Origin of the sequence: Saccharothrix sp. NPDC042600, from assembly GCF_040647305.1 — a bacterium.
Taxonomy (GTDB): domain Bacteria; phylum Actinomycetota; class Actinomycetes; order Mycobacteriales; family Pseudonocardiaceae; genus Actinosynnema; species Actinosynnema mutabilis.
Genome location: NZ_JBEZBW010000064.1, coordinates 1 through 21,297 on the forward strand (window position 1 = coordinate 1; position 21,297 = coordinate 21,297).

Here is a 21,297-nt window from a genome sequence, read left to right on the forward strand (position 1 = left end):
GTGATCGACTGGTCGTAGGTCGGCAGCACGGTGCGCAGGTCGCCCGCGAGGCGCAGGGACAGCGTGCCGGCGGTGAGCCTGCCACGCCGCGCTGGGTCGGGCGGCGCTGGGGCGGGCCAGGCCGGGCCGGTCCCGCCGGGTCTGACCTCGCCGCGCTGGGGCGGGCCGCGCCGGGCCGGTCCCGCCGCGCCTGCCACGCCGCACTGGGTCGGGCCACGCCGGGCCGGTCCCGCCGAGCCGCGCTGGGCCAGGCGGGGCGTCGCCGAGTCGCGCCGGGCGGAGCCGAGTCGGCCGGGTCGCGCCGGGCTGGGCCGAGGCGAGTCGCGCCAGGCGGAGCCGAGGCGAGCCGGGCCGAGTCGTGCCGGGCCGAGGCGAGGCGCGTCAGGCCGGGTCGCGATGGGGCCGAGCACCCCGTGCTTCGCCCCGGCCCCCGTCTCACCTGCGCCGCCCCCGCCCCCGTCCTCCCGCGTTCCTCACTTCACGGGACGCGCGAGGCCGGGTTTGGTGCCCAAAACGACAACTCACACGATCGGGTGAAGGCCTAGTGCGCGGCCGGCGCGTGGATGCTTTCGCGGATCTCACGGCGGGCGCCGCCGTAGACCCGCACCTCCACGGCGATCCACAGCACGCAAGCCACCGTCAGGATGCCCAACGCCGCCCACGCCGGCACCAGCAGCGCGACCGGCGTCAGCACCACCAGGGCGACGGCCATCGCCACGCGCACCCGGTTCACCGTCCCCAGGTTCCGCAACCGGAACCCGATGTGCCCCAGCACGTACAGCAGCACGCCCCCGTACAGCGCGTACGGCCCGACCCCGTGCAGGTGCTCGCCCGGCGTGTGCCCGTCCGCCCCGGCCAGGTAGTTCATCGTCTTCTTCAGCCCCAGCGCGAGCAGGATGATGCCGGCGATCATCGGCAGGTGCAGGTAGGTGAACGAGTCCCGGGCCAGCGCCGCCCGCCTGGCTCCGCTCGCCGCGTGCAGGACGCGTTCCGCCGTCGGCGCCACGACGTCGAAGTACGCCCACCACAGCGCCGCCGCGATGACCAGCCCGCACACGATGCCGTAGATGATCGGCCACGACACCGGCAGGTCCGCGACGCCCACGCCCACGGCCACGATCGACTCGCCCAGCGCGATCAGCACGATCAGCGCGTACCGTTCCGCGAAGTGGACCGCCGAGTGCACCCGCCACCCCGACACACCGGTCAGCAGCACCCCGCCGTAGTCCACGGCCAGCGCCAGCGCCCACAGCGCCGTCTGGGTCAACCCCGACGTGAAGGACGCCGCCACCAGGACCACCGTGCCCGACAGCATCGGCAGGCACGTCACCGCCAACTGCCGGCGCAGGGCGGCGTCACCCTGCGAGAACCGCCAGTACGACACCAGGTGCAGCACCCGCACGACCAGGTAGCAGGCGGCGAACACCAACGGTCCCGGCAGGCCGCCCGGCAGGTCGTCGAACGCCTCCGGGATGGTCACCGACGCCACCAGCATCACGGCCATCGCCCCGAACAGCACGATCCGCGCGCCGTCGTCGTCGGCGTGGACCCGGTTGCCCAGCCACGAGTAGCAGCACCAGCACCACCAGAGCAGGGCGAGCAGCAGCATGCCGCGCACCACGCCGCGGACCGTGGGGTCGGCGGCCATCAGTTGCGTCACCTGCGTGATCGCGTAGACGAACACCAGGTCGAAGAACAGTTCGAGCGGTGTCACCCGGGCGCCCTCGTGGACGACCCGGGCCCGGCGTGTGGACATGCCGGGAAGTGTGCCACCCACCTGCGCGAATCCATGATCGGTTCGCTAACCGTGAACTGTTAACGACAGTCTGTGTATCCACCGTAGAACTACTCACTCCTTATCTGATGACCGAACCTCGACCCCGGAGGAACGCATGAGCAACCGGACCGACGGCCGCCGGCCGTCCCACTGACCACTCGGGGGAGGGGGGCGGCGACCCGGTCGGCTTCGAGGGGTGCCGATCGGACGCCGCCCGTGGTGAAGGGCGGTCCGCGGTGCGAGGGGGGCATCGCGGACCGCCGACACACGTGACGTGGAACGATCAGCTCCGGCTGGGGGATGTCGAGGAGGAGGTGACGACCGTGGGAGAGCTGCGCACGGCTGGTGAGCGGCCACCCTGGGAGGGTCTGGACGGGACGGACCGGCACGCCGCCTGCGTCGTCGCCGCCCGCGACGGCGACCGCAGGGCGCTGGACGTGCTGGTCGCGGACCTGACGCCGCTCGTGTGGCACGTCGCGCGCGGGCACGGCCTGGACCGCAGCACCGCGGAGGACGTGGTGCAGACGGTGTGGCTGGCCCTGCTGCGCCACCTGGACCGGTTGGTCGAACCCCGCGCGCTGGCGGGGTGGCTCGTCGTGGCGACACGGCGGGAAGCCCAGCGCACCTGGACCCCCAGTCGTCGGGAAGCCGCGCTGTCCGACGAGCTGGCGGAGCAGTTGGAGAGCGAACACGGGTTGCCGGAGGACGCCGCCCTGGTCGACGACCGGGACCACCGGTTGTGGCGGGCCTTCGGCCGCTTGTCGCAGAAGTGCCAGGAGCTGCTGCGACTCACCGTGCTGGCCGGGCGGGCGGAGTACCGCGCGGTCGCCGAAGCACTGTCCATGCCACGCGGGAGCATCGGTCCGACCAGGGGCCGGTGCTTGACGACGTTGCGCGCACATCTTGACGCGGAAGGAGGATCGCGGTGAACGACATCGACCCGCGCGATGACCGCAGAGGCCATGAGGACACCGCTGTCCTCACCGAGCTGAACCGGTTGGTGTACGAGCTGGACGCGCCGCCGGCGGGGCTGGTCGAACGCATCCAGTTCGCGGTGGCCCTGGAGAACCTGGACGTGGAGGTGGCCCGCTGGGAGCGGGCGGGGTCGTTCGCGGGTGTCCGCGGCGGCAACCCCGGCACCATCACGTTCACGGTCGACAACCTGACCCTGATGGTCAACTTCACCTCGACGGGAGCGCGCCACCGCATCGACGGCTGGCTGGTGCCCGCGGGTGAGCACACCGTCGAGGTGCGGGTGGCGGAGCACGAGTCGAGCACGACGAAAGCCGACGACGGCGGCCGTTTCGTGCTCGCCGACGTGCCCGCGGGGACCACGCAGATCGTGGTGCACCTGGTGAACTCGCGCGGCGAACCGGGCCGCACGGTGGTCACCCCGACGATCATGTTGTAGTCCGCCACCCGCCGACCAGCGCCCCGACTCGGCGGCGCACACCACACCACCGTGCCCGCGAACGGCACGCCCACCGCCCGGGTGCAGGTGCCTGACGAGCGCGCGCGACGAGCGGGTGCCGCCGCAGCACCTCCGCGAGCCGGTCGCCGCCCGCCGGGCGTGACTGCGGCTCTGGGTTGTGCCGGTGCGGCTGGCGCGCGTCGCGGCGGGTGTGCGGTGCGGCGGTGTGCCGTGTGGCGGGTGTGCGGTGTGGCGGCGGGGTGCCCGGGTTCGTCCTGGTGAGCGGCGTGCCGTGTCGTGTGCGTGCCGGCCTCCGGCCCCCGACACCATTTTCCCAGAGGGCGCCGACAGAGCGGCTATGGTCTAGACCATGCTTGAGGTTATCGCTCTCGACGCGGCCGATGCCGAAGCCGCCCAGGCCGGTGGTGCGCACCGGCTCGAACTGGTCACCGACATGGCCGCCGACGGCCTGACGCCCCCGCCCTCCCTCATCCGGTCCGTGCTCGCCGCGACCGACCTGCCCGTCCGGGTCATGCTCCGCGACGCCGCCGGGTTCGCGCCCGGTGACCTCGACGGGTTGCGCCGGGCCGCCGCCGACGCGCGGGAAGCGGGGGCCGCGGAGTTCGTCCTCGGGTTCCTCGACGCCCGGCAGGACGTGGACGAAGCTGCTTGCCGGGCGGTTCTGGAAGAGATCGCCGGGTGTGCCTGGACCTTCCACCGCGCGCTCGACAACTCCGCCGACCCCCGGAAGGCCTGGGACGTCGTCGAACGACTCGGGTGCGACACCGTCCTCGCCGCCGGCTCACCCCGGGGTGTCGCCGACGGCATGGCCGTCCTCGCGGACCTCGCCGCCCGTCAGGAGCACCTCACGCTGCTCGTCGGCGGCGGCCTGAAGCAGGAGCACGTCGGGCCGCTCAAGGCCCTGGGCGCCACGGCCTTCCACGTCGGGAGCGCGGTTCGGCCCGGCGGGTGGGCCGCGCCGCTGTCCGCCGATGCCGTCCGGACCTGGGCGAATCTGGTCTAGACCGTTCGCGGATTCGGACACTAGCATCCCCGTTGCTTCCCATGAAATAGCCGTTGCACATGACGCAACAAGGGGTCAACGAGATGCGAGTTGCCAACAGGGTGGCCGCTGCGGCGGCGGGTGTCGCCGCAGTGCTCGCCATGACGGGGTGCGCCCCGGTCCAGTCCGGCCCGGCCGCGACCGGCGCCGACCAGCAGACCGGGCAGCTCCGCGTCTGGCTGTTCGACGAGGTCAACCGCGGCCCGAAGGAGGCTGTGGTCAAGGAGGCGGTGACCGAGTTCCAGAACGCCCACCAGGGCGTCACCGTCGACGTCCAGTACATCCAGGTCCAGACCCGCGCCGAGCGCTTCAAGGCCGCCTTCAGCGACCCCAAGAGCGCCCCGGACGTCGCGGAGTTCGGCAACACCGACCTCGCGGGCTACGTCGCCGGCGGCGGGTTCACCGAGCTGGACCTCTCCGGCTGGAACGACGCCAAGGACCTCCTGCCCGCCGTCCTCGACACCGGCGAGGTCGACGGCAAGGTCTACGGCCTGCCCTGGTACGTGGGCGTGCGCGCCCTCTACTACCGCACGGACGTCTTCAGCGAACTCGGCCTCAAGCCCCCGGCCACGCTGGACGAGATCGCGCCGACCGCCCGCAAGGTCCGCGAGGCCAAGCCGGACATGCTCGGCATCTCCGCCGGCGGCAAGTACACCTACGGCGCGATGCCGTTCGTGTGGGCCAACGGCGGCGACATCGCGCGCAAGGACGGCGACAAGTACGTCTCCGCCATCGACAGCGCCGAGTCCAAGGCCGGTCTGCGCCAGTACACCGAGCTGATCGCCGACGACATCTGCCCGCCCGCCCAGTGCGCCGGCAACGGCGGCGACGCCAGCGTCGAGGCGTTCCGCGCGGGCAAGGCGGCGATGGTCATCGGCGGCGACTTCAACCGCAAGTCCGTCGACGCCTCCAGCGCCGCGGGCAAGTACGCGGTCGTGCCCCTGCCGGGCAAGACGGCCGGCTCCATCGCGCCCGCGTTCTCCGGCGGCAACCTGCTCGGCGTGATGAAGGGCAGCGAGCGCAAGACGCTGGCCAAGGAGTTCGTCCAGCTCCTGGGCGGCAAGACCTACCAGCGCAAGATGTTCGACGCCATGGGCAACATGCCGACCTTCGCCGACGTGCAGAAGGCCGTCGCCGAGTCGCAGCCCGCCGTCGAGCCGTTCATCAAGACCCTCAACGCGGGCACCAAGTTCGTCCCCGTCACGCCGAACTGGGCCAAGATCGACGCCCAGGCCGTGCTGCCGACCCTCATCCAGGAGGTCGCCGCCGCCGGCAACGACCTCGACGCCGCGGCCAAGAAAGCGGCCGACGCGATGAACACGGCGTTCGCTTCATGACCGACGTCCACCTCGACCTGCGCCCCGCGACCGGGGCGCAGGCCCGTCCCGAAGCGCCGCGCCGGCCGCGGTGGAAGCGGAAGCGGGGCGACGGCCCGATCGCCTTCGCCTACCTGACCCCGGCGCTGCTGGTGCTGGTGGGCCTCATGGGCTACCCGATCTACCAGCTCGTCCTGATCTCGCTGTTCGACTACGGCCAGGAGCAGGTCAGCGGTGGCGCGCCGCTGACCTTCCTGGGCCTGGACAACTACGCCACCCTGCTCTCGGACGCGAAGTTCTGGACCGTCCTCGGCCAGACCGTCGGGTTCGCGGCGGTGTGCGTGGTCGGGACGCTGCTGGTCGGCGCGGCGCTGGCGGTGCTGGCCACCCGCGTCCGCACGTGGGCGCGGATGACGTTGTTCCTGGCCGCGCTCGGCGCGTGGGCGACGCCGGCGGTGGCCGGGTCCACGATCTGGCTGTTCCTGTTCGACGCCAACTTCGGCTTCGTCAACGAACTGCTCGGCACCACCGGGTTCTCCTGGACCTACGACCGCTGGATCGCGTTCGGCCTGGTCGCCGCGCAGGTGGTCTGGTGCTCGTTCCCGTTCGTCATGGTGACCCTGTACGCGGGCATCAAGTCGATCCCGGGCGAGGTGCTGGAGGCGGCGGCCCTGGACGGCGCGTCGACGTTCCGCACGGCCCGCTCGGTGATCCTGCCGCTGCTGCGCCCGCTGCTGATCGTCGTGACCATCCAGTCGATCATCTGGGACTTCAAGGTGTTCACCCAGGTCTACATCATGACCAGCGGCGGCGGCATCGCCGGGCGCAACCTGGTGCTCAACGTCTACGCCTACCAACAGGCGTTCGCGGCCTCGGAGTACGGGCTGGGCGCGAGCATCGGCGTCGTGACGACCCTGCTCCTGCTGCTGATCACGCTCGGGTACCTGCGGGCGCTGCGGAAGTCGGGGGAACAGCTGTGAGGCGCGGACTCGTCGAGGGCGTCACGGTCCTCATCGCGGGCGTGGTGGCGTTCCCGCTGTACTGGATGGTGCTCACGGCGCTCAAGCCGGAGCACGAGGTGATCTCCGCCGACCCGCGGCCGTGGACGCTCGCGCCCACGTTCGACAGCTTCGTGCGGGCGCTGACCGTGCAGAGCTTCGGTCGCTACCTGGTGAACAGCCTGGTGGTGGCGCTGGCCGTGGTGCTGCTGAGCCTGCTGATCGCCTTCCTCGCGGCGACGGCGCTGACCCGGTTCCGGTTCCGCAGCCGCACGACCCTGCTGGTGATGCTGCTGGTCGTGCAGATGGTGCCGGTCGAGGCGCTGACCATCCCGCTGTTCTTCGTCATGCAGTCGGTGCGCGACGTGGCGCCCGCGTTCGGCCTGAACCACCTGGGCTCGCTGGTGCTGGTGCACCTCGCGTTCAGCCTGCCGTTCGCGATCTGGATGCTGCGCGGGTTCGTCGCGGCCGTGCCGGTGGAGTTGGAGGAGGCGGCGACCCTGGACGGCGCGTCCCGCTTCCGCTTCCTGTGGCAGGTGCTGTTCCCGCTGGTCGCGCCGGGCCTGGTGGCGACGAGCGTGCTGTCGTTCATCCACGCGTGGAACGACTTCCTGTTCGCCAAGACGTTCATCATCTCGGCGGCGGAGAACCAGACGCTGCCGCTGGCGCTCCAGGTGTTCATCAAGCCCGACCAGAACGACTGGGGCGCGATCATGGCGGGATCGACGTTGATGACGATCCCGGTGCTGGTGTTCTTCATCCTGGTGCAGCGACGACTCGTCGCGGGACTCGCGGGAGCGGTGAAGTCGTGATCATCCCCAAGCCGGTGTCGTTCGTCCGGGGCGAGGGTTCCCTCGTGTTCGACGGAACGGTGGACGTGCGGCCCCACGACGGGCCGGCGGAGTCCTACCGCCTGACCGTGGACCCGGTGGGCGTCACGATCGAGGCGGCGGACGCGGCCGGCGAGTTCTACGCCCGGCAGACCCTGCGGCAGCTCAGCGGCCCGGACGCCTTCCGCGCCGCGCCCATCGGCGGCCCGCCGACCCTGCCGGTGTGCGTGGTCGAGGACCGGCCCCGCTTCGCGTGGCGCGGCGTGATGCTCGACGTGGCCCGGCACTTCCTGCCCAAGCCGGACCTGCTGCGCTACGTGGACCTGTTGGCCGCGCACAAGTTCAACGTGCTGCACCTGCACCTGACCGACGACCAGGGCTGGCGGTTCGAGTCGAAGCGGTTCCCGCGCCTGCACGAGGTCGGCGGCTGGCGACCGTCCTCCCGGTACGGCGACCGGCGCCGCGGCGGGCAGACGAACCGGCCGCACGGCGGCTACTACACCCAGGACGACCTGCGCGAGGTCGTCGCCTACGCGGGGCAGCGGCACATCACGGTGGTGCCCGAGATCGACGTCCCCGGGCACAGCCAGGCGGCCATCGCGGCCTACCCCGAACTGGGCGTCCAAGGCGGCGGCGTGTGGACCGACTGGGGCGTGAACCCCAACGTCCTCAAGGCCGACGAGTCCACAGTGGACTGCTACCGGCAGGTGTTCGACGAGCTGCTGGACGTCTTCCCGTCCGAGGTGGTCGGGCTCGGCGGCGACGAGGCCGAGGGCGGCGACGGCCGGTTCGTCCGGCGCATCGCGCAGCACCTGGTGCGGCGCGGCCGGCGGCCCCACGGCTGGGACGAGGTGCTCGGCGTCGGACCGCTGCCGACGAAGACCGTGATCGCGTCGTGGCGCGGCGAGGAAGCCGGCCTGACCGCGCTGGAACGGGGCCACGACGTGGTCATGTGCCCCGAGAAGCACGTCTACCTGGACTACCGCCAGTCCGACCGGGAGGACGAGCCCATCCCCGTCGGGACCGTCCTGACCTGGGAGGACGTCTACGCCTACGAGCCGGCGGCGGCGGATCGGGTGCTCGGCGCGCAGGCGAACCTGTGGACCGAGCACCTCGACTCCCCGCGGCGGCTGGACTACGCGGCTTTCCCCCGCTTGTGCGCCTTCGCCGAGGTGGTGTGGAGCCCCGTACCCCACACCACCCCGACTTCCCCGGACACCCCCGTGCCCCCTGTGCCGTCGAAGAGCACCCCCGCGCTCCGCGACGTGGACGAGTTCCGCTCCCGCTTGGCCGAGCACCACCTGCCGAGGCTGGACGCCCTGGGCGTCGAGTACCGGCCCCTGTCCGGTCCCCGTCCCTGGCAGATGCTCCCCGGTGTGCCCGGCCACCCCCGCTAGTAGGCCTGGTCGACCTCCTTCTCCGGCACGAGGAACCACATGGCGATGTAGAGCACCGCACCGGCGCCCACACCGAAGAGGGTCGCGGCGACGAGCAGGATCCGCAGGATCGCCGCGTCCACCCCGATGAGCTCGGAGACGCCGCCGCACACACCCGCGACCATCCGGTCGTTCCGGCTGCGGCGGAGCTTCTTGACCTTGTCGGTGGCCTGGTTGAGCACGTCGTTCGTCATAGCTCAATGGTGCTGGTCAACGGCTTGCCGCACATCGGGGACGCACCCTGAAAGCACCCTCGGGGTTCACCCCGGGGCGACCCCCGGCCGGCGGGCTAGGGTCGAGCGGTGACCCCCGAACCCACCTCCCCCGTCGACTCGCCCGAGGCACTGGCCGGACGGCTGGACCGGGTCGGCTACCTGCCCGACGCGGGGGTCGCGATGGCCGCCTTCCTCGCGCTGCGCCTGCGCCGGCCGCTGCTGTGCGAAGGCGAGCCCGGCACCGGCAAGACCTCCCTCGCCCTGGCCCTCGCGCAAGCGCTGGGACTACCGCTGATCCGTCTCCAGTGCCACGAAGGCATCGACGCGTCGCAAGCCCTCTACGACTGGGACTTCCCCCGCCAACTCCTGCACCTGCGCACCCTTGAAGCCGCCGGTCCGGTGGACGCCGAAGCGGCCGAGGCCTCCCTCTACACCCGGCGGTTCCTGCTCGCCCGACCCCTGTTGCGGGCGTTGGAGGAGGCGCCGTGCGTGCTGCTGGTGGACGAGGTGGACCGCGCCGACGACGAGTTCGAGGCGTTCCTGCTGGAAGTGCTGGGGGAGAACGCCGTCAGCATCCCCGAGCTGGGCGTCGTCGAGGCGGCCACCCCACCGCTGGTCGTGCTCACCTCCAACCGGACCCGCGAGGTGCACGACGCGCTCAAGCGCCGCTGCCTCTACCACTGGCTGGAGCACCCGGACCCGGCCCGGGAAGTGGCGATCCTGCGCCGCCGCCTGCCCGGCCTGGACGAACACCTGGCCACGCGGGTCGCGTCGGCCGTCCGGCGGCTCCGCGAGCTGGAGCTGCTCAAACCGCCCGGCGTCGCGGAGGCCCTGGACTGGGCGGCGGCCCTGCTCGCCCTGGGCCGCACCGACCTGGACGCGGCCACCGCGGCGGCCACCCTCGGCGCCGTCCTGAAGTACCGCGAGGACATCCAACGCGCCCTGTCGGACGGTGTGCTCACGCCCTCGGCCGAGCGCACAATCGCGGGGTGACCGGGCCGCTGAACGGGCTCGTGGGCTTCGCGCACGCCCTGCGCGCGGCCGGGGTCGAGTGCGGGCCGGAGCGGGTGCGGGCGTTCCTGGCGGCGGTCGGGCTGGTCGACGTGGCGCGGCGCGACGCCGTGTACTGGGCGGGGCGGGTGGCGTTGTGCGGCGGGCCGGACGACCTGCCGCGCTACGACGCCGTGTTCGCCGCCTGGTTCGGGGGTGTCGAGGTGAACCCCGCGCGGGCTCGGGGGGCGCGGACCGGGCGGGGTGCCGCGTTGGGGGCCGGGGCGGTGGCGCGGCGCCCGGGCAAGCCGCTCGCGGTCGCCGCCAGTGACGTGGAGGTGTTGCGGCACAAGGACATCGCCGAGATGAGCGCGGCCGAGCGGGCACACCTGCGGGCGCTGCTGGCGACCTTGCGGCCACGTCCGCCGATGCGGCGCGGGCTGCGCAAGGGCCCGGCCCGGCGCGGGGAGGTGGACGTGCGGCGGACCGTGCGGGAGGTGCTCGCGACCGGCGAGCCGGCGCGGCCCCGGTACCGGCGGCGGAGGGTCCGGGCGCGGAAAGTGGTGCTGCTGCTCGACGTCTCCGGGTCCATGAAGCCGTACGCGGACGCGTTGCTGCGGTTCGCGCACGTCGTCGCCCGGCGGATGCCGGTGGAGGTGTTCACCCTCGGCACCCGGCTGACCCGGATCACCCGGCAGCTCCGGCACCGCGACCCCGAGCGGGCGCTGGCCGCCGCCGCGCGCGCCGTGCCCGACTACGAGGGCGGGACGCGGCTCGGCGAGACCGTCAAGGCGTTCCTGGACCGCTGGGGACAACGCGGCGCGGCGCGGCGGGCCGTGGTGGTCGTGTGCTCCGACGGGTGGGAGCGCGGCGACCCCGCGCTGCTGGGCGAGCAGGTGGCGCGGCTGCGGCGGCTGGCGCACCGGGTGCTGTGGGTGAACCCGCACGCCGGCAAGGACGGGTACGCGCCGGTGCAGTCCGGCATCGCCGCCGCCCTGCCCCACCTCGACGGCCTCGTGGCCGGGCATAGCCTGGACGCCCTGCGGCACCTGCTCAAGGAGGTAAGCGGTGCGTGATGTGCTGGTCGAGCTCGCCCGACGCGTGGCGGCGGGGGAGACCGTCGGCGTCGGCACGGTCGTCGGCACGTTCAGCTCGGCGCCCCGGCCGCCGGGCGCGGCGATGCTGGTCGGCGCGGACGGCGAGGTCGTGGGCAGCGTGTCCGGCGGCTGCGTCGAGGGCGCGGTGTACGAGCTGGCGCAGGACGTCGTGCGGACCGGCGCGCCCGTGCTCCAGCGCTACGGCGTGAGCGACGACGACGCGTTCGCGGTGGGCCTGACCTGCGGCGGGATCATCGACGTGTACGTGGAGGCGGTGTCGCGGGAGAGCTTCCCCGAGCTGCCGGACGTGCTGGACACCGTGCGCGCCGAGCAGCCGGTGGCCGTGGCGACGGTCGTCGAGCACCCGGAGTGGGTGGGCCGGCGGCTGGTCGTGTGGCCGGACCGGGTGGCCGGCGACGTGCCGTCCGCCCGCGCCCGCGACGCCATCGCCGACGACGCCCGCGGCCTGCTCGCCGCCGGCCGCAGCGCGACCCTGCACTACGGCCCGGACGGCCAGCGGCGCGGCGAGGGCATGGCGGTCTTCGTCAACTCCTTCGAGCCGCCGCCCCGGATGCTGGTCTTCGGCGCGATCGACTTCGCCGCCGCCGTGGCCCGCCTCGGCGCGTTCCTCGGCTACCGCGTGACGGTGTGCGACGCGCGGCCGGTGTTCGCGACCAGGTCCCGCTTCCCGGAGGCCGACGAGGTCGTCGTGGACTGGCCGCACCGCTACCTGCGGGCGCAGGCCGACGCGGGCCGGGTGGACGAGCGCACGGTGGTGGCCGTGCTGACCCACGACCCGAAGTTCGACGTGCCGCTGCTGGAGGTCGCCCTGCGCCTCAAGCTCGGGTACGTCGGCGCGATGGGGTCCCGCCGCACCCACGACGACCGGGTGCGGCGGCTGCGCGAGGCCGGGCTGACCGAGGGCGAGCTGGCCGGGCTGTCCTCGCCGATCGGCCTCGACCTGGGCGCGCGCACGCCCGAGGAGACGGCCGTGTCGATCGCGGCGGAGATCATCGCGCTGCGGTGGGGCGGCGGCGGTGAACGCCTGACCCGGACCGCCGGCGCCATCCACCGCGCCACCTAGCCGGGCCGGCCGGGCTTAGCCTGCGCGGCGGATTGTTTGACGACGCAACCGGTAGCAGGCTCGCGTGTGACCCCCACCACCAACCGGCTTGGAGGGTTCATGCGGATCACCGTCTCCGTGGACGGCGTGAGCTACAGCGACGAGGTCGAGCCCCGGACGCTGCTCGTGCACCACCTCCGCGACACGCTCGGCAAGACCGGCACCGTCGTCGGCTGCGACACCAGCAACTGCGGGGCGTGCACCGTCCACCTGGACGGCCGCAGCGTCAAGTCCTGCTCCGTGCTCGCGGTGCAGGCCAACGGGCGGGAAGTCACCACGATCGAAGGGCTGGCCCGGGACGGGCGGCTGCACCCGGTCCAGCGGGCGTTCCACGAGAACCACGCGCTCCAGTGCGGGTTCTGCACCCCCGGCATGATCATGCAGGCCCTCGACCTGCTCGCCGACGACCCCGACCCCGACGAGGACGCCGTGCGGCACGGCCTGGAGGGCAACCTCTGCCGGTGCACCGGCTACCAGAACATCGTCAAGGCCGTGCGGGACGCCGCCACCCGCGTCGACCACGGGGGTGGGGAATGACGGCCACCGCCGGACCGGAGCTCGGGCGGCCCCGGCGGCGCAAGGAGGACGCCCGGCTGATCACCGGCGCGACCAGGTGGACCGACAACATCCGGCTCGCCGGGATGCTGCACCTCGCCCTGGTGCGCAGCCCCGTGGCGCACGCGCGCATCACGTCCGTCGACGTCACGGCGGCCCTGCGGATGCCGGGCGTGCTGGCCGTGTTCACCGGCCGCGACCTGGCCGCCGAGCAGGGCAGCCTGCCGTGCGCCTGGCCGATCACCGAGGACATGCTGGCCCCGCCCGCGCCGGCCGTCGCCGTGGACGAGGTGAACTTCGCGGGCGAGGTCGTGGCCGTCGTGGTCGCCCGGTCCGCCGCCGAGGCGCACGACGCGCTGGAAGCGGTCGACGTCGACTACGAGGACCTGCCGGTCGTGCTGGACCTGGAGGCGGCGGTCGCCGAGGGCGCGGACCTCGTGCACCCCGACCTGGGCTCGAACAAGAGCGCCACCTGGGTGTTCGACTCGGCCGCGGCGGGCACCGGCGGCGACGTCGAGCAGGCCATCGCCGAGGCCGAGGTGGTGGTGGCGCGGACGTTCCGGCAGCAGCGGCTGATCCCGGCGTTCATGGAACCCCGGTCGGTCGTGGTCGACCCGACGGCGGACGCGGTCACCCTGTGGTCGTCCACCCAGATCCCGCACATCCTGCGCTGGATGCTGGCCGCCACGGTCGGCGTGCCCGAGCACAAGCTGCGCGTCATCGCCCCCGACGTCGGCGGCGGGTTCGGCGGGAAGCTCCAGGTCACGCCCGAGGAGGTGCTGGCGCTGGTGGTCGCGCGCCGGCTGGGCAAACCGGTCAAGTGGACCGAGTCGCGCACCGAGTCCATGCTGTCCGCCCACCACGGCCGCGACCAGGTGCAGAAGATCGTCGTGACGGCCAAGCGCGACGGCACGGTGACCGGGATGCGCGTCGAGCTGCTCGCCGACATGGGCGCGTACCTGCGGCTGGTCGCGCCGGGCGTGCCGATCCTGGGCGCGTTCATGTTCAACGCGATCTACAAGTTCCCGGCCTACAAGTTCACCTGCCACAACGTCTTCACCAACAAGACCCCCACCGACGCCTACCGGGGCGCGGGCCGGCCCGAGGCCACGTTCGCCGTCGAGCGGATCATGGACGAGCTGGCCGCCGAACTGGGCATGGACCCGATGGAGCTGCGGCGCAAGAACTGGATCACCCACGAGGAGTTCCCGTTCGACACCGTCGCCGGCCTCACCTACGACAGCGGCGACTACGAAGCCGCCACCGCGCGGGCGATGGAGCTGTTCGACTACGAGACCCTGCGCGCCGAACAGGAGGAGCGGCGCGCGAACGGCGACCCGGTGCAGCTGGGCATCGGCATCTCCACCTACACCGAGATGTGCGGGCTCGCGCCGTCCCGCGTGCTCGGCGCGCTGCGCTACGCCGCCGGCGGGTGGGAGCACGCGTCGATCCGCATGCTGCCCACCGGCAAGGTCGAGCTGATCACCGGCACCTCGCCGCACGGGCAGGGCCACGAGACGGCGTGGAGCCAGATCGTGGCCGACCGGCTCGGCGTGCCGTTCGAGGACGTCGAGGTGCTGCACGGCGACACCCAGGTCGCCCCGCGCGGCATGGACACCTACGGGTCGCGGTCGCTGGCCGTCGGCGGCACGGCGATCGTCCTGGCGGCGGACAAGGTGCTGGCCAAGGCCCGGACCGTCGCCGCCCACCTGATGGAGTGCTCGCCGGACGACGTGGACTTCACCGCCGGCACGTTCTCCGTGCGCGGCACGTCCACCACGATGTCGCTGGGTGACGTGGTCGTGGCCGCGCACGTCGCGCACGACCTGCCCGAAGGCGTGGAACCCGGGCTCGACTCCGACGCGGCGTTCGACCCGGACAACTTCTCGTTCCCGCACGGCACCCACCTGTGCGCGACGGAGGTGGACACGCGGACCGGGCGGGTGACCATCCGCAGGTACGTGTGCGTGGACGACGTCGGCAAGGTGGTCAACCCGCTGATCGTGGAGGGGCAGGTGCACGGCGGGCTCGCCCAGGGCATCGCGCAGGCCCTGTTCGAGGAGGCCGTGCACGACGAGGGCGGCACGCTCACCACCGCCACCTTCGCCGACTACCTGCTGCCGTCGGCGGCCGACCTGCCGCACTTCACCACCGACCGCACCGAGACGCCGGCGGAGACGAACCCGTTGGGCGTCAAGGGCGTCGGCGAGGCGGGCACCATCGCGTCCACCCCGGCGGTGGTCAACGCGGTCGTGGACGCGTTGCGGCACAGGGGCGTCAACGACATCCAGATGCCGTGCACGCCGTTCCGGGTGTGGAAAGCGTTGCAGGGCGAACAGGTCGAGACGCCCGCCCGGCCCGGCGCGGGCGGCGGCCTCGGTTCCCTCGGAGGTGGCGCATGATCCCGGCCGCGTTCGACTACGTCGCGCCGGCGTCGGTCGAGGAGGCCGTGCGGGCGTTGGCGGAGGGCGGCGAGGACGCCAAGGTGCTGGCCGGCGGTCAGAGCCTCATCCCCGTGCTGCGCATGCGCCTGGCCGCGCCGACGCTGCTGGTGGACCTGTCCGGGCTCACCGAGCTGACCGGCGTCCACGACGAGGGCGACTCGCTGCTCATCGGCGCCATGACCACGCACTACGAGGTCCAGCGCGACCACTTGGTGCGTGAGCACGCACGGCTGCTGTGCCTGGCCACGGACACCGTCGCCGACCCGCAGATCCGGCACCGCGGCACGTTCGGCGGCGCGCTCGCCCACGCCGATCCGGCCGGCGACCTGCTCGCACCCGCGTTGGCGTTGGACGCTGTGATGGTGTGCGCCGGGCCGGAGGGGACGCGGGAGGTGCCCGCGGCGGAGTTCTTCGTCGACTACTTCACCACCGCGCTGGCCCCGGACGAGCTGCTCACCCACGTGCGGGTGCCCAAGCTGCCCGACTGGGGCGCGCACTACGAGAAGTTCAACCGGGTCGCGCAGGCGTGGTCGATCGTGGCGGTCGCGGCGGCGGTGGAGGTGTCCGGCGGCGTGGTCGCGCGGGCCCGCGTCGGCCTGACCAACATGGGGCCGACGCCCGTGCGGGCCCGCGGCGTCGAGGAGGCGCTGGTCGGGCAGCCGGCCACGGCCGAGGCCATCACGACGGCCGCCTCCCGCGCCGCCGAGGGCACCGACCCGACGACCGACGCCAACGGCGACGCCGAGTACCGCACCCACCTGGCCCGGGTGCTGACCGAACGGGCCCTGACCGCCGCGGTGAGCGCATGAAGCTGGAACACCGGTTCACCGTCCCCGCGCCCGTGCCGGACGTGTGGGCGGCCCTGCTCGACCCGCGGCGGGTGGCGCCGTGCCTGCCCGGGGCCACGTTGACCGAGGTGGACGGGCCGAAGTTCAGCGGCACCGTCAAGGTCAAGCTCGGCCCCGTCGCCCTGCTCTACAAGGGCACCGGGCAGTTCACGTCGGTGTCGGAGGACGCGCACGCGGCGGTGATCAAGGCGTCGGGCAAGGACAGCCGGGGCAACGGCACCGCGTCCGCGACCGTCACCGTGACCCTGAACCCGGACGGGGACGGCACGGCCGTGTCCGTGGTGGCCGACCTGGCCGTCACCGGGCGGCCCGCGCAGCTCGGCCGCGGGCTGATCACCGAGGTCAGCGGCCGGATCGTCGGCGAGTTCGCGGATTGCCTGGCGACGCGGCTCGCGCCGGGGGAGGCTGAGGGGGTGACTGCTTCCCCGACGCCCGCCTCCCGTCCGCCGCTGCGGGCCGTGCCGGACCGGCCGGCCGACCAGCCGGTCGACCTGCTGGGGACCGCCGGCGTGCCGATCCTCAAGCGCGTGCTGCCGGTGTTCCTGGCCGCCCTGGCGGTGGTGTTCGTGGTGGGTCTGCGCCGCAGGCGGCGGCGCTGAAGGCCGTGGTCGGGCGGCTGGTCCCGCTGGGGCTGGCCGCCTGCCTCGTCGCGGCCTGCACCGGGTCGCCGGTGGTCATCACCTCGTCCCGGCCGGCGCCCACCACCACGTCCGCGCCGCCCCTGCCGTCGTTCACCCTGGCGGCCGGCGGCGACATCCTGATCCACCCGGCGCTCACCGCGCAGGCCGACGCCGACGGCGCCCGCGACTTCGTGCCGCTGCTGTCCGGGCTGCGCGAGGCGATCGACGCGGACCTGTCGATCTGCCACCTGGAGACACCGCTGTCCGCGCCCGGCGCGCCGACCTACGGCTACCCGGCCTTCAGCGCGCCGCCCGAGGTGGCGAAGGCCCTGAAGACCATCGGCTACGACTCCTGCTCGACCGCGTCCAACCACACGCTGGACCGGGGTGCCGGCGCCATCAGGACGACCCTGGACCAGATGGACGCGGCGGGCCTGGCCCACACCGGCTCGTTCCGCTCGCCGGAGGAGTCGGCGACCCCGTTGCTGCTGGACGCGCGGGGCGTGAAGGTCGGGCACATCGCCTTCACGTACGGCTTCAACGGCATCCCGCTGCCGCAACCGTGGATGGCCAACCAGCTGTCCGTGGAGGGCGTGCTCTCGGCCGCCCGAGCCGCGAAGGCCGCCGGCGCGGAGGTCGTGGTGGCCAGCCTGCACTGGGGGGCGGAGTACCGGCACGAGGCCACGGCCGAGCAGCGGGAGATGGCGGCGGAGATCCTGGCCGACCCGGCGGTGGACCTGATCATCGGGACGCACGTGCACGCGGTGCAGCCGATCGAGCAGATCGGCGGCAAGTGGGTGGTCTACGGCATGGGCAACGAGGTGGCCCGCCACTCCGAACCGCGCGGCATCACGGAAGAGGGCATCGTGACGCGGTTCAAGTTCGTGAAGGACGCGTCGGGGTGGCGGGTGGAGCACGCCGAGTACGTGCCCACGTTGGTGGAGTTCGGCCCCCCGATCCGGGTGGTCGACCTGACCCGTGTCGAGAAGACCCCTCGCCGGGCGGAGGCGTTGCAGCGCACCGAAAGCGTGGTCGGCAGCATGGGCAGCACGATCAGCCATCGGTGATCACCGGAAAGGGCTACGGGCGGGGCGCGTGCTGCTGCCCCGAACCCGTCGGTCCTCGCCGGGCCGATCTCACCGGTGGACTGCCACGTGCCCGGCGAATTCGGTTATCAGCAGGCCCCATCACGTTGCGCATCGACGACCTGGTCTGATCACCACCTCCGGCCCTCGCGCAGCAGCACCTCCCGCACCAGGGTCACGTGCCGGTTCGGCGTCGCGCCCGCCCGTTGGGCCAGGTAGGCGGTGTTGATCGGCGGGTCTTCGGGGTCGATCAAGGTCACCAGCGCGCCGGACGCCAGGTCGTCCGCGCACAGGTACCGCGGCAGCACGGTGATGCCCGCGCCCGCCACGACCGCCGACAGCACGCCGCGCAGGTCCGGCATCACCACCGCCGCCTGCGTGTTCAGCCGCACCCCGAACACGTGCCGCCAGTACCGGCGCGCGATGGGCAGGTCCTCGGCGTACGTCAGCAGGGGCGCGTCGCCCAGCGTCTCCCCGGTCAGGCGCGACGCCCACGCCGGGGCCGCCACCAGCACGAACTCCTCGTCCATCAGCGGCACGGCGGTCAGCGTGCGCCCGCGGGGGCGCAGGGTCGAGATCACCAGGTCGAACCGTCCCGCCCGCAGCCCGTCCAACAGCTCGTCGGTCAACCCCGTGGTGACCCGCAGCCGCAACCCCTCCGCCACGTGCGGGGCCAGCGCCGGCAGCACGCGCAGGCACAGGACCTCCGCCGGACCGGCCAGGTGCACGGGTTCGGGCGGCGCGGTCGGTCGGCCGCGGTCCAGCACCGCCGTCAGCTCGTCCAACGGCCGCGCGACCTCGGCCGCCAACTCGTCGGCCACGGACGTGGGCCGCACCCCGCGCGGCAGCCGTTCGAACAGCTGGCGGGCCATGCGCTGCTCCAGCAGCCGGACCTGGCTGGTCACGGTCGGCTGCGACAGCCCGAGCACCCGCGCCGCCGACGTGAACGACCCGGCCCGGTGCACCGCCAGGAACGTCCGCAGCAGCGCCAGGTCCAACCCATCAGCAGGCTTATGGGACATGGTGGCGATCCTATTGGTGGACCGATCGCAGTGCGGCCTACCGTCGAAGACATGGCAAAGATCCTGTTCGTGCTGACCGGCTCCGACCACTGGACGCTCGCCGACGGCACGCTCCACCCGACCGGCTTCTGGGCCGAGGAGTTCGCCGTGCCGCACCGGACGTTCACCGGGGCGGGCCACACCGTCGTCGTCGCGACCCCGGGCGGCGTCGTGCCGACCGTGGACCGGGGCAGTCTGTCCGCCGACGCCAACGGCGGCCAGGCGCAGGCCGACGCGATCGCCGCGGAGCTGGAAAGCGCCGCCGCGCTGCGCGCGCCGCTCAAGCTGGAGGACGTCGACCCGGCCGAGTTCGACGCCGTCTTCTACCCCGGCGGCCACGGTCCGATGGAGGACCTGGCGGTGAACGCCGACTCCGGCCGCCTGCTCACCCGCGCGTTGCGGGAGGGCAAGCCGCTGGCCGTGCTGTGCCACGCGCCCGCCGCCCTGCTCGCCGCCGGCGACGCGGTCGCGGGCTACCGGGTGACCGCGTTCACCAACGAGGAGGAGAAGCTCGCGGGCCTCGCGGACAAGGCGAAGTGGCTGCTCCAGGACCGCCTTGAGGCGCTGGGCGTGGACTTCGTGGCCGGTGCGCCGTTCGCGCCGAACGTCGTCGTGGACCGCAACCTCTACACGGGCCAGAACCCCGCGTCGTCCGGTCCGCTGGCCAAGCGGATGCTGGAAGTCCTCTAGAGGCCGCGCACCCGCGCCACGCGGTCCAGCCACTTGCGCGTGGTGGCCTCGTCGGCGGCGAACTCCGCGAACCGGTCGGGCACGGGCGCCCGCCGCGGCACCGGCAGCGCCCCGCCCACCGGCACCAGGGACGCGCTCGCCACGTCCCCGGCCAGCAGCGGCAACGTGCCCAGGCCGCAGGCGAAGTCCAACTCCGGCAACGCCCCCGCGAGCGCCAGCCCGGCCGCCATGCCGACCGACGTCTCGACCGCCGACGACACCACGCACGGCAACCCGCACGCCTCGGCGACCTCCAGCGCCCGCCGCACCCCGCCCAGCGGGGCCACCTTGATCACCGCCACGTCCGCCGCGCCGGCGACCGCGACCTTGAGCGGGTCCTCGGCGCGGCGGATCGACTCGTCCGCGGCGATCCGGACGTCCACCCGCCGCCGCACCGCCGCCAGGTCGTCCAGCGACGGGCACGGCTGCTCGACGTACTCCAGCCCGCGCGCGGCCTTGTCCAGCTCACGGATGGCCCGCACGGCGGTGTCCACGTCCCACGCCGCGTTGGCGTCCACCCGCACCGCGCCGCCGGGCCCCAGCGCGTCGCGCACCGCCGCGACCCGCTCCAGGTCGTCGGACAGCGGCGCGCCCGGGTCGGCCACCTTCACCTTGGCCGTCGAGCACCCGGAGGCGGCGACGATCGCGTGCGCGCGTTCCGGCGACACCACCGGCACCGTGCAGTTGACCGGGACCGAGTCCCGGACCGGCTCCGGCCACCCGCGCTCGGCCGCCTCCACCGCGGTCTCCCACCAGGGCGCGCACTCGGCGTCGGAGTAGTCGAGGAACGCGCAGAACTCGCCCCACCCGTGCGCCCCTTCGACCAGGACGCCCTCGCGGACGGTGATGCCGCGGAACCGGTTGCGCATCGGGATCGAGTAGACCAGCACCCCGGAGACCCTAGATCCCCGGGCCGGCGGACCGGTCGGGGGCGGGACTGTGGATCGGGTCCAAGGCGGCGACCCGCCGCAACGCGCTCTCCGCCGACCCCGGGTCCACCTCCGCGACCTCCTCGACCGCGATCCGCAGGGCGGCGGCGAACTCGTCCACCCGCCGGTCCAGCGCGGCCAGGTCGCGGGTGGACTCGGCGATCTCGGCGGCCAACCCGACCCGGTTCTCGGCGCGGGCCAGGGCGTCCCGCACGGCCAGGCTCTCCCGGAGCGCGACCAACGCCCGCCACAGCGACACCTCCACGCCCCGCAGCCGGGGCGAGTCGGACACCTCGGCGACCGCGAGGAAGTGCTCGCACAACCGCCGGGCCCGCCGCCGCTGCCCGGGGTCGGCGAACTGCTCGCAGTGCACGACGTCCCCGCCGCCCGCCGCCACCACGACGTCCCACTCGGACACCCGGGGCGGCACCGCGCCGACCACCGCCGCCCCCACGAGCACGGCCGCGACCAGCCCGACCTTCCAGCCGGTCCCGGGGACCACCACCGCGATCACGCCGCACAACGGCAACCCGACCGCGGCCGATAATCGCGCCCGCCCGCGACGGGCCCGCCGAACCGCCGCCCGGACCACCTCGGCCCGCTCGACCCCGGGCCGCCACACCCACCAGCGAGGCGACGGCCGCAGCCGCACCACCACCGTCATCCCGAAGCCACCCACCCAGCCCCAGCGCAACCAGACTCCACGCCCAACCTAGCGCCCGCCCACCCCCGACCCCCGCCACCCACCAAGCGGACGCGCCGCACGGCAC

At 73.4% G+C, this 21,297-nt stretch carries 22 protein-coding genes; 16 read left to right on the forward strand and 6 right to left on the reverse strand.

Translation table 11 applies throughout. The features are described 5' to 3' along the window. Positions 1–197: hypothetical protein (locus AB0A74_RS29365; protein WP_358254432.1), on the reverse strand; the 197-nt coding region annotated here is incomplete at its 3' end. A gap of 344 nt (positions 198–541) precedes the next feature. Beyond that, entirely contained in the window at positions 542–1,756 is a 1,215-nt protein-coding gene (locus tag AB0A74_RS29370; protein ID WP_358254434.1) for a low temperature requirement protein A, read from the reverse strand. A 344-nt stretch (positions 1,757–2,100) separates the two neighbouring features. Between AB0A74_RS29370 and AB0A74_RS29375 the strand changes: the two genes are divergently transcribed. From AB0A74_RS29375 to AB0A74_RS29405, 7 genes are all read left to right on the forward strand, one after another. Beyond that, positions 2,101–2,706 (forward strand): sigma-70 family RNA polymerase sigma factor, encoded by a 606-nt coding sequence (locus AB0A74_RS29375; RefSeq protein ID WP_343932967.1) that lies wholly within the window; start codon positions 2,101–2,103, stop codon positions 2,704–2,706. Next, positions 2,703–3,188, forward strand: coding sequence for a carboxypeptidase regulatory-like domain-containing protein (locus AB0A74_RS29380; protein WP_343932892.1), 486 nt, complete (start codon positions 2,703–2,705; stop codon positions 3,186–3,188). The genes AB0A74_RS29375 and AB0A74_RS29380 overlap by 4 nt, the downstream gene beginning before the upstream one ends. Positions 3,189–3,558: 370 nt before the next feature. Then, entirely contained in the window at positions 3,559–4,212 is a 654-nt protein-coding gene (locus tag AB0A74_RS29385) for a copper homeostasis protein CutC (protein ID WP_358254436.1), read from the forward strand. An 83-nt stretch (positions 4,213–4,295) separates the two neighbouring features. Further along, positions 4,296–5,588, forward strand: a complete 1,293-nt coding sequence (locus AB0A74_RS29390; RefSeq protein WP_358254438.1) for an extracellular solute-binding protein — start codon at positions 4,296–4,298, stop codon at positions 5,586–5,588. Further along, positions 5,585–6,547: a sugar ABC transporter permease gene (locus tag AB0A74_RS29395; protein ID WP_358254440.1), complete on the forward strand. Its 963-nt coding sequence runs from the start codon at positions 5,585–5,587 to the stop codon at positions 6,545–6,547. The genes AB0A74_RS29390 and AB0A74_RS29395 overlap by 4 nt, the downstream gene beginning before the upstream one ends. Further along, positions 6,544–7,377: a carbohydrate ABC transporter permease gene (locus AB0A74_RS29400; protein ID WP_358254442.1), complete on the forward strand. Its 834-nt coding sequence runs from the start codon at positions 6,544–6,546 to the stop codon at positions 7,375–7,377. Before AB0A74_RS29395 ends, AB0A74_RS29400 begins: the two co-directional genes overlap by 4 nt. Then, complete coding sequence (locus AB0A74_RS29405) at positions 7,377–8,792, forward strand: beta-N-acetylhexosaminidase (RefSeq protein WP_358254514.1); 1,416 nt, start codon at positions 7,377–7,379, stop codon at positions 8,790–8,792. Before AB0A74_RS29400 ends, AB0A74_RS29405 begins: the two co-directional genes overlap by 1 nt. Here AB0A74_RS29405 and AB0A74_RS29410 read toward each other — a convergent pair. Continuing rightward, positions 8,789–9,025, reverse strand: coding sequence for a PspC domain-containing protein (locus AB0A74_RS29410; protein WP_358254444.1), 237 nt, complete (start codon positions 9,023–9,025; stop codon positions 8,789–8,791). The genes AB0A74_RS29405 and AB0A74_RS29410 overlap by 4 nt on opposite strands. A gap of 108 nt (positions 9,026–9,133) precedes the next feature. On the opposite strand from AB0A74_RS29410, the gene AB0A74_RS29415 reads away from it, so the two are divergent. The 8 genes from AB0A74_RS29415 to AB0A74_RS29450 all read left to right on the forward strand — a co-directional run bounded on the left by AB0A74_RS29415 (position 9,134) and on the right by AB0A74_RS29450 (position 17,790). After that, the gene (locus AB0A74_RS29415; RefSeq protein ID WP_358254446.1) at positions 9,134–10,039 is read left to right on the forward strand and encodes a MoxR family ATPase; all 906 of its coding nucleotides are present in this window, start codon (positions 9,134–9,136) and stop codon (positions 10,037–10,039) included. Further along, positions 10,036–11,112 (forward strand): VWA domain-containing protein, encoded by a 1,077-nt coding sequence (locus AB0A74_RS29420; RefSeq protein WP_358254448.1) that lies wholly within the window; start codon positions 10,036–10,038, stop codon positions 11,110–11,112. Before AB0A74_RS29415 ends, AB0A74_RS29420 begins: the two co-directional genes overlap by 4 nt. Continuing rightward, positions 11,105–12,217, forward strand: coding sequence for an XdhC/CoxI family protein (locus AB0A74_RS29425; RefSeq protein WP_358254450.1), 1,113 nt, complete (start codon positions 11,105–11,107; stop codon positions 12,215–12,217). The genes AB0A74_RS29420 and AB0A74_RS29425 overlap by 8 nt, the downstream gene beginning before the upstream one ends. A gap of 99 nt (positions 12,218–12,316) precedes the next feature. After that, on the forward strand, positions 12,317–12,793 hold the full coding sequence (locus AB0A74_RS29430) for a (2Fe-2S)-binding protein (RefSeq protein WP_358254452.1): 477 nt from the start codon (positions 12,317–12,319) through the stop codon (positions 12,791–12,793). Further along, positions 12,790–15,213 carry a xanthine dehydrogenase family protein molybdopterin-binding subunit gene (locus AB0A74_RS29435; RefSeq protein ID WP_358254454.1) on the forward strand — a complete coding sequence of 808 codons (2,424 nt, stop codon included), beginning with the start codon at positions 12,790–12,792 and terminating at the stop codon, positions 15,211–15,213. Before AB0A74_RS29430 ends, AB0A74_RS29435 begins: the two co-directional genes overlap by 4 nt. Next, entirely contained in the window at positions 15,210–16,064 is an 855-nt protein-coding gene (locus AB0A74_RS29440; protein WP_358254456.1) for a xanthine dehydrogenase family protein subunit M, read from the forward strand. The genes AB0A74_RS29435 and AB0A74_RS29440 overlap by 4 nt, the downstream gene beginning before the upstream one ends. Next, the gene (locus AB0A74_RS29445; protein ID WP_358254458.1) at positions 16,061–16,702 is read left to right on the forward strand and encodes an SRPBCC family protein; all 642 of its coding nucleotides are present in this window, start codon (positions 16,061–16,063) and stop codon (positions 16,700–16,702) included. Before AB0A74_RS29440 ends, AB0A74_RS29445 begins: the two co-directional genes overlap by 4 nt. 5 nt (positions 16,703–16,707) lie before the next feature. After that, on the forward strand, positions 16,708–17,790 hold the full coding sequence (locus tag AB0A74_RS29450) for a CapA family protein (protein WP_358254460.1): 1,083 nt from the start codon (positions 16,708–16,710) through the stop codon (positions 17,788–17,790). A 149-nt stretch (positions 17,791–17,939) separates the two neighbouring features. Here AB0A74_RS29450 and AB0A74_RS29455 read toward each other — a convergent pair whose 3' ends face one another. Beyond that, positions 17,940–18,830: a LysR family transcriptional regulator gene (locus tag AB0A74_RS29455; protein WP_358254462.1), complete on the reverse strand. Its 891-nt coding sequence runs from the start codon at positions 18,828–18,830 to the stop codon at positions 17,940–17,942. A 51-nt stretch (positions 18,831–18,881) separates the two neighbouring features. Between AB0A74_RS29455 and AB0A74_RS29460 the strand changes: the two genes are divergently transcribed. Continuing rightward, positions 18,882–19,559 carry a type 1 glutamine amidotransferase domain-containing protein gene (locus AB0A74_RS29460; protein WP_358254464.1) on the forward strand — a complete coding sequence of 226 codons (678 nt, stop codon included), beginning with the start codon at positions 18,882–18,884 and terminating at the stop codon, positions 19,557–19,559. Here the strand turns inward: AB0A74_RS29460 and AB0A74_RS29465 are convergent. After that, positions 19,556–20,488, reverse strand: a complete 933-nt coding sequence (locus AB0A74_RS29465; protein WP_358254466.1) for an o-succinylbenzoate synthase — start codon at positions 20,486–20,488, stop codon at positions 19,556–19,558. The two genes, AB0A74_RS29460 and AB0A74_RS29465, sit on opposite strands and share 4 nt — an antisense overlap. Before the next feature lie 10 nt (positions 20,489–20,498). Continuing rightward, entirely contained in the window at positions 20,499–21,191 is a 693-nt protein-coding gene (locus AB0A74_RS29470) for a hypothetical protein (protein ID WP_358254468.1), read from the reverse strand. Positions 21,192–21,297: the final 106 nt, after the last annotated feature.

What these genes read in the sequence shown, in the direction of transcription:
- AB0A74_RS29370 (WP_358254434.1), bottom strand. Translation starts at nt 1,756, where the DNA reads ATGTCCACACGCCGGGCCCGGGTCGTCCACGAGGGCGCCCGGGTGACA.
- AB0A74_RS29385 (WP_358254436.1), top strand. Translation starts at nt 3,559, where the DNA reads ATGCTTGAGGTTATCGCTCTCGACGCGGCCGATGCCGAAGCCGCCCAG.
- AB0A74_RS29390 (WP_358254438.1), top strand. Translation starts at nt 4,296, where the DNA reads ATGCGAGTTGCCAACAGGGTGGCCGCTGCGGCGGCGGGTGTCGCCGCA.
- AB0A74_RS29395 (WP_358254440.1), top strand. Translation starts at nt 5,585, where the DNA reads ATGACCGACGTCCACCTCGACCTGCGCCCCGCGACCGGGGCGCAGGCC.
- AB0A74_RS29410 (WP_358254444.1), bottom strand. Translation starts at nt 9,025, where the DNA reads ATGACGAACGACGTGCTCAACCAGGCCACCGACAAGGTCAAGAAGCTC.
- AB0A74_RS29430 (WP_358254452.1), top strand. Translation starts at nt 12,317, where the DNA reads ATGCGGATCACCGTCTCCGTGGACGGCGTGAGCTACAGCGACGAGGTC.
- AB0A74_RS29435 (WP_358254454.1), top strand. Translation starts at nt 12,790, where the DNA reads ATGACGGCCACCGCCGGACCGGAGCTCGGGCGGCCCCGGCGGCGCAAG.
- AB0A74_RS29440 (WP_358254456.1), top strand. Translation starts at nt 15,210, where the DNA reads ATGATCCCGGCCGCGTTCGACTACGTCGCGCCGGCGTCGGTCGAGGAG.
- AB0A74_RS29445 (WP_358254458.1), top strand. Translation starts at nt 16,061, where the DNA reads ATGAAGCTGGAACACCGGTTCACCGTCCCCGCGCCCGTGCCGGACGTG.
- AB0A74_RS29455 (WP_358254462.1), bottom strand. Translation starts at nt 18,830, where the DNA reads ATGTCCCATAAGCCTGCTGATGGGTTGGACCTGGCGCTGCTGCGGACG.
- AB0A74_RS29460 (WP_358254464.1), top strand. Translation starts at nt 18,882, where the DNA reads ATGGCAAAGATCCTGTTCGTGCTGACCGGCTCCGACCACTGGACGCTC.
- AB0A74_RS29470 (WP_358254468.1), bottom strand. Translation starts at nt 21,191, where the DNA reads ATGACGGTGGTGGTGCGGCTGCGGCCGTCGCCTCGCTGGTGGGTGTGG.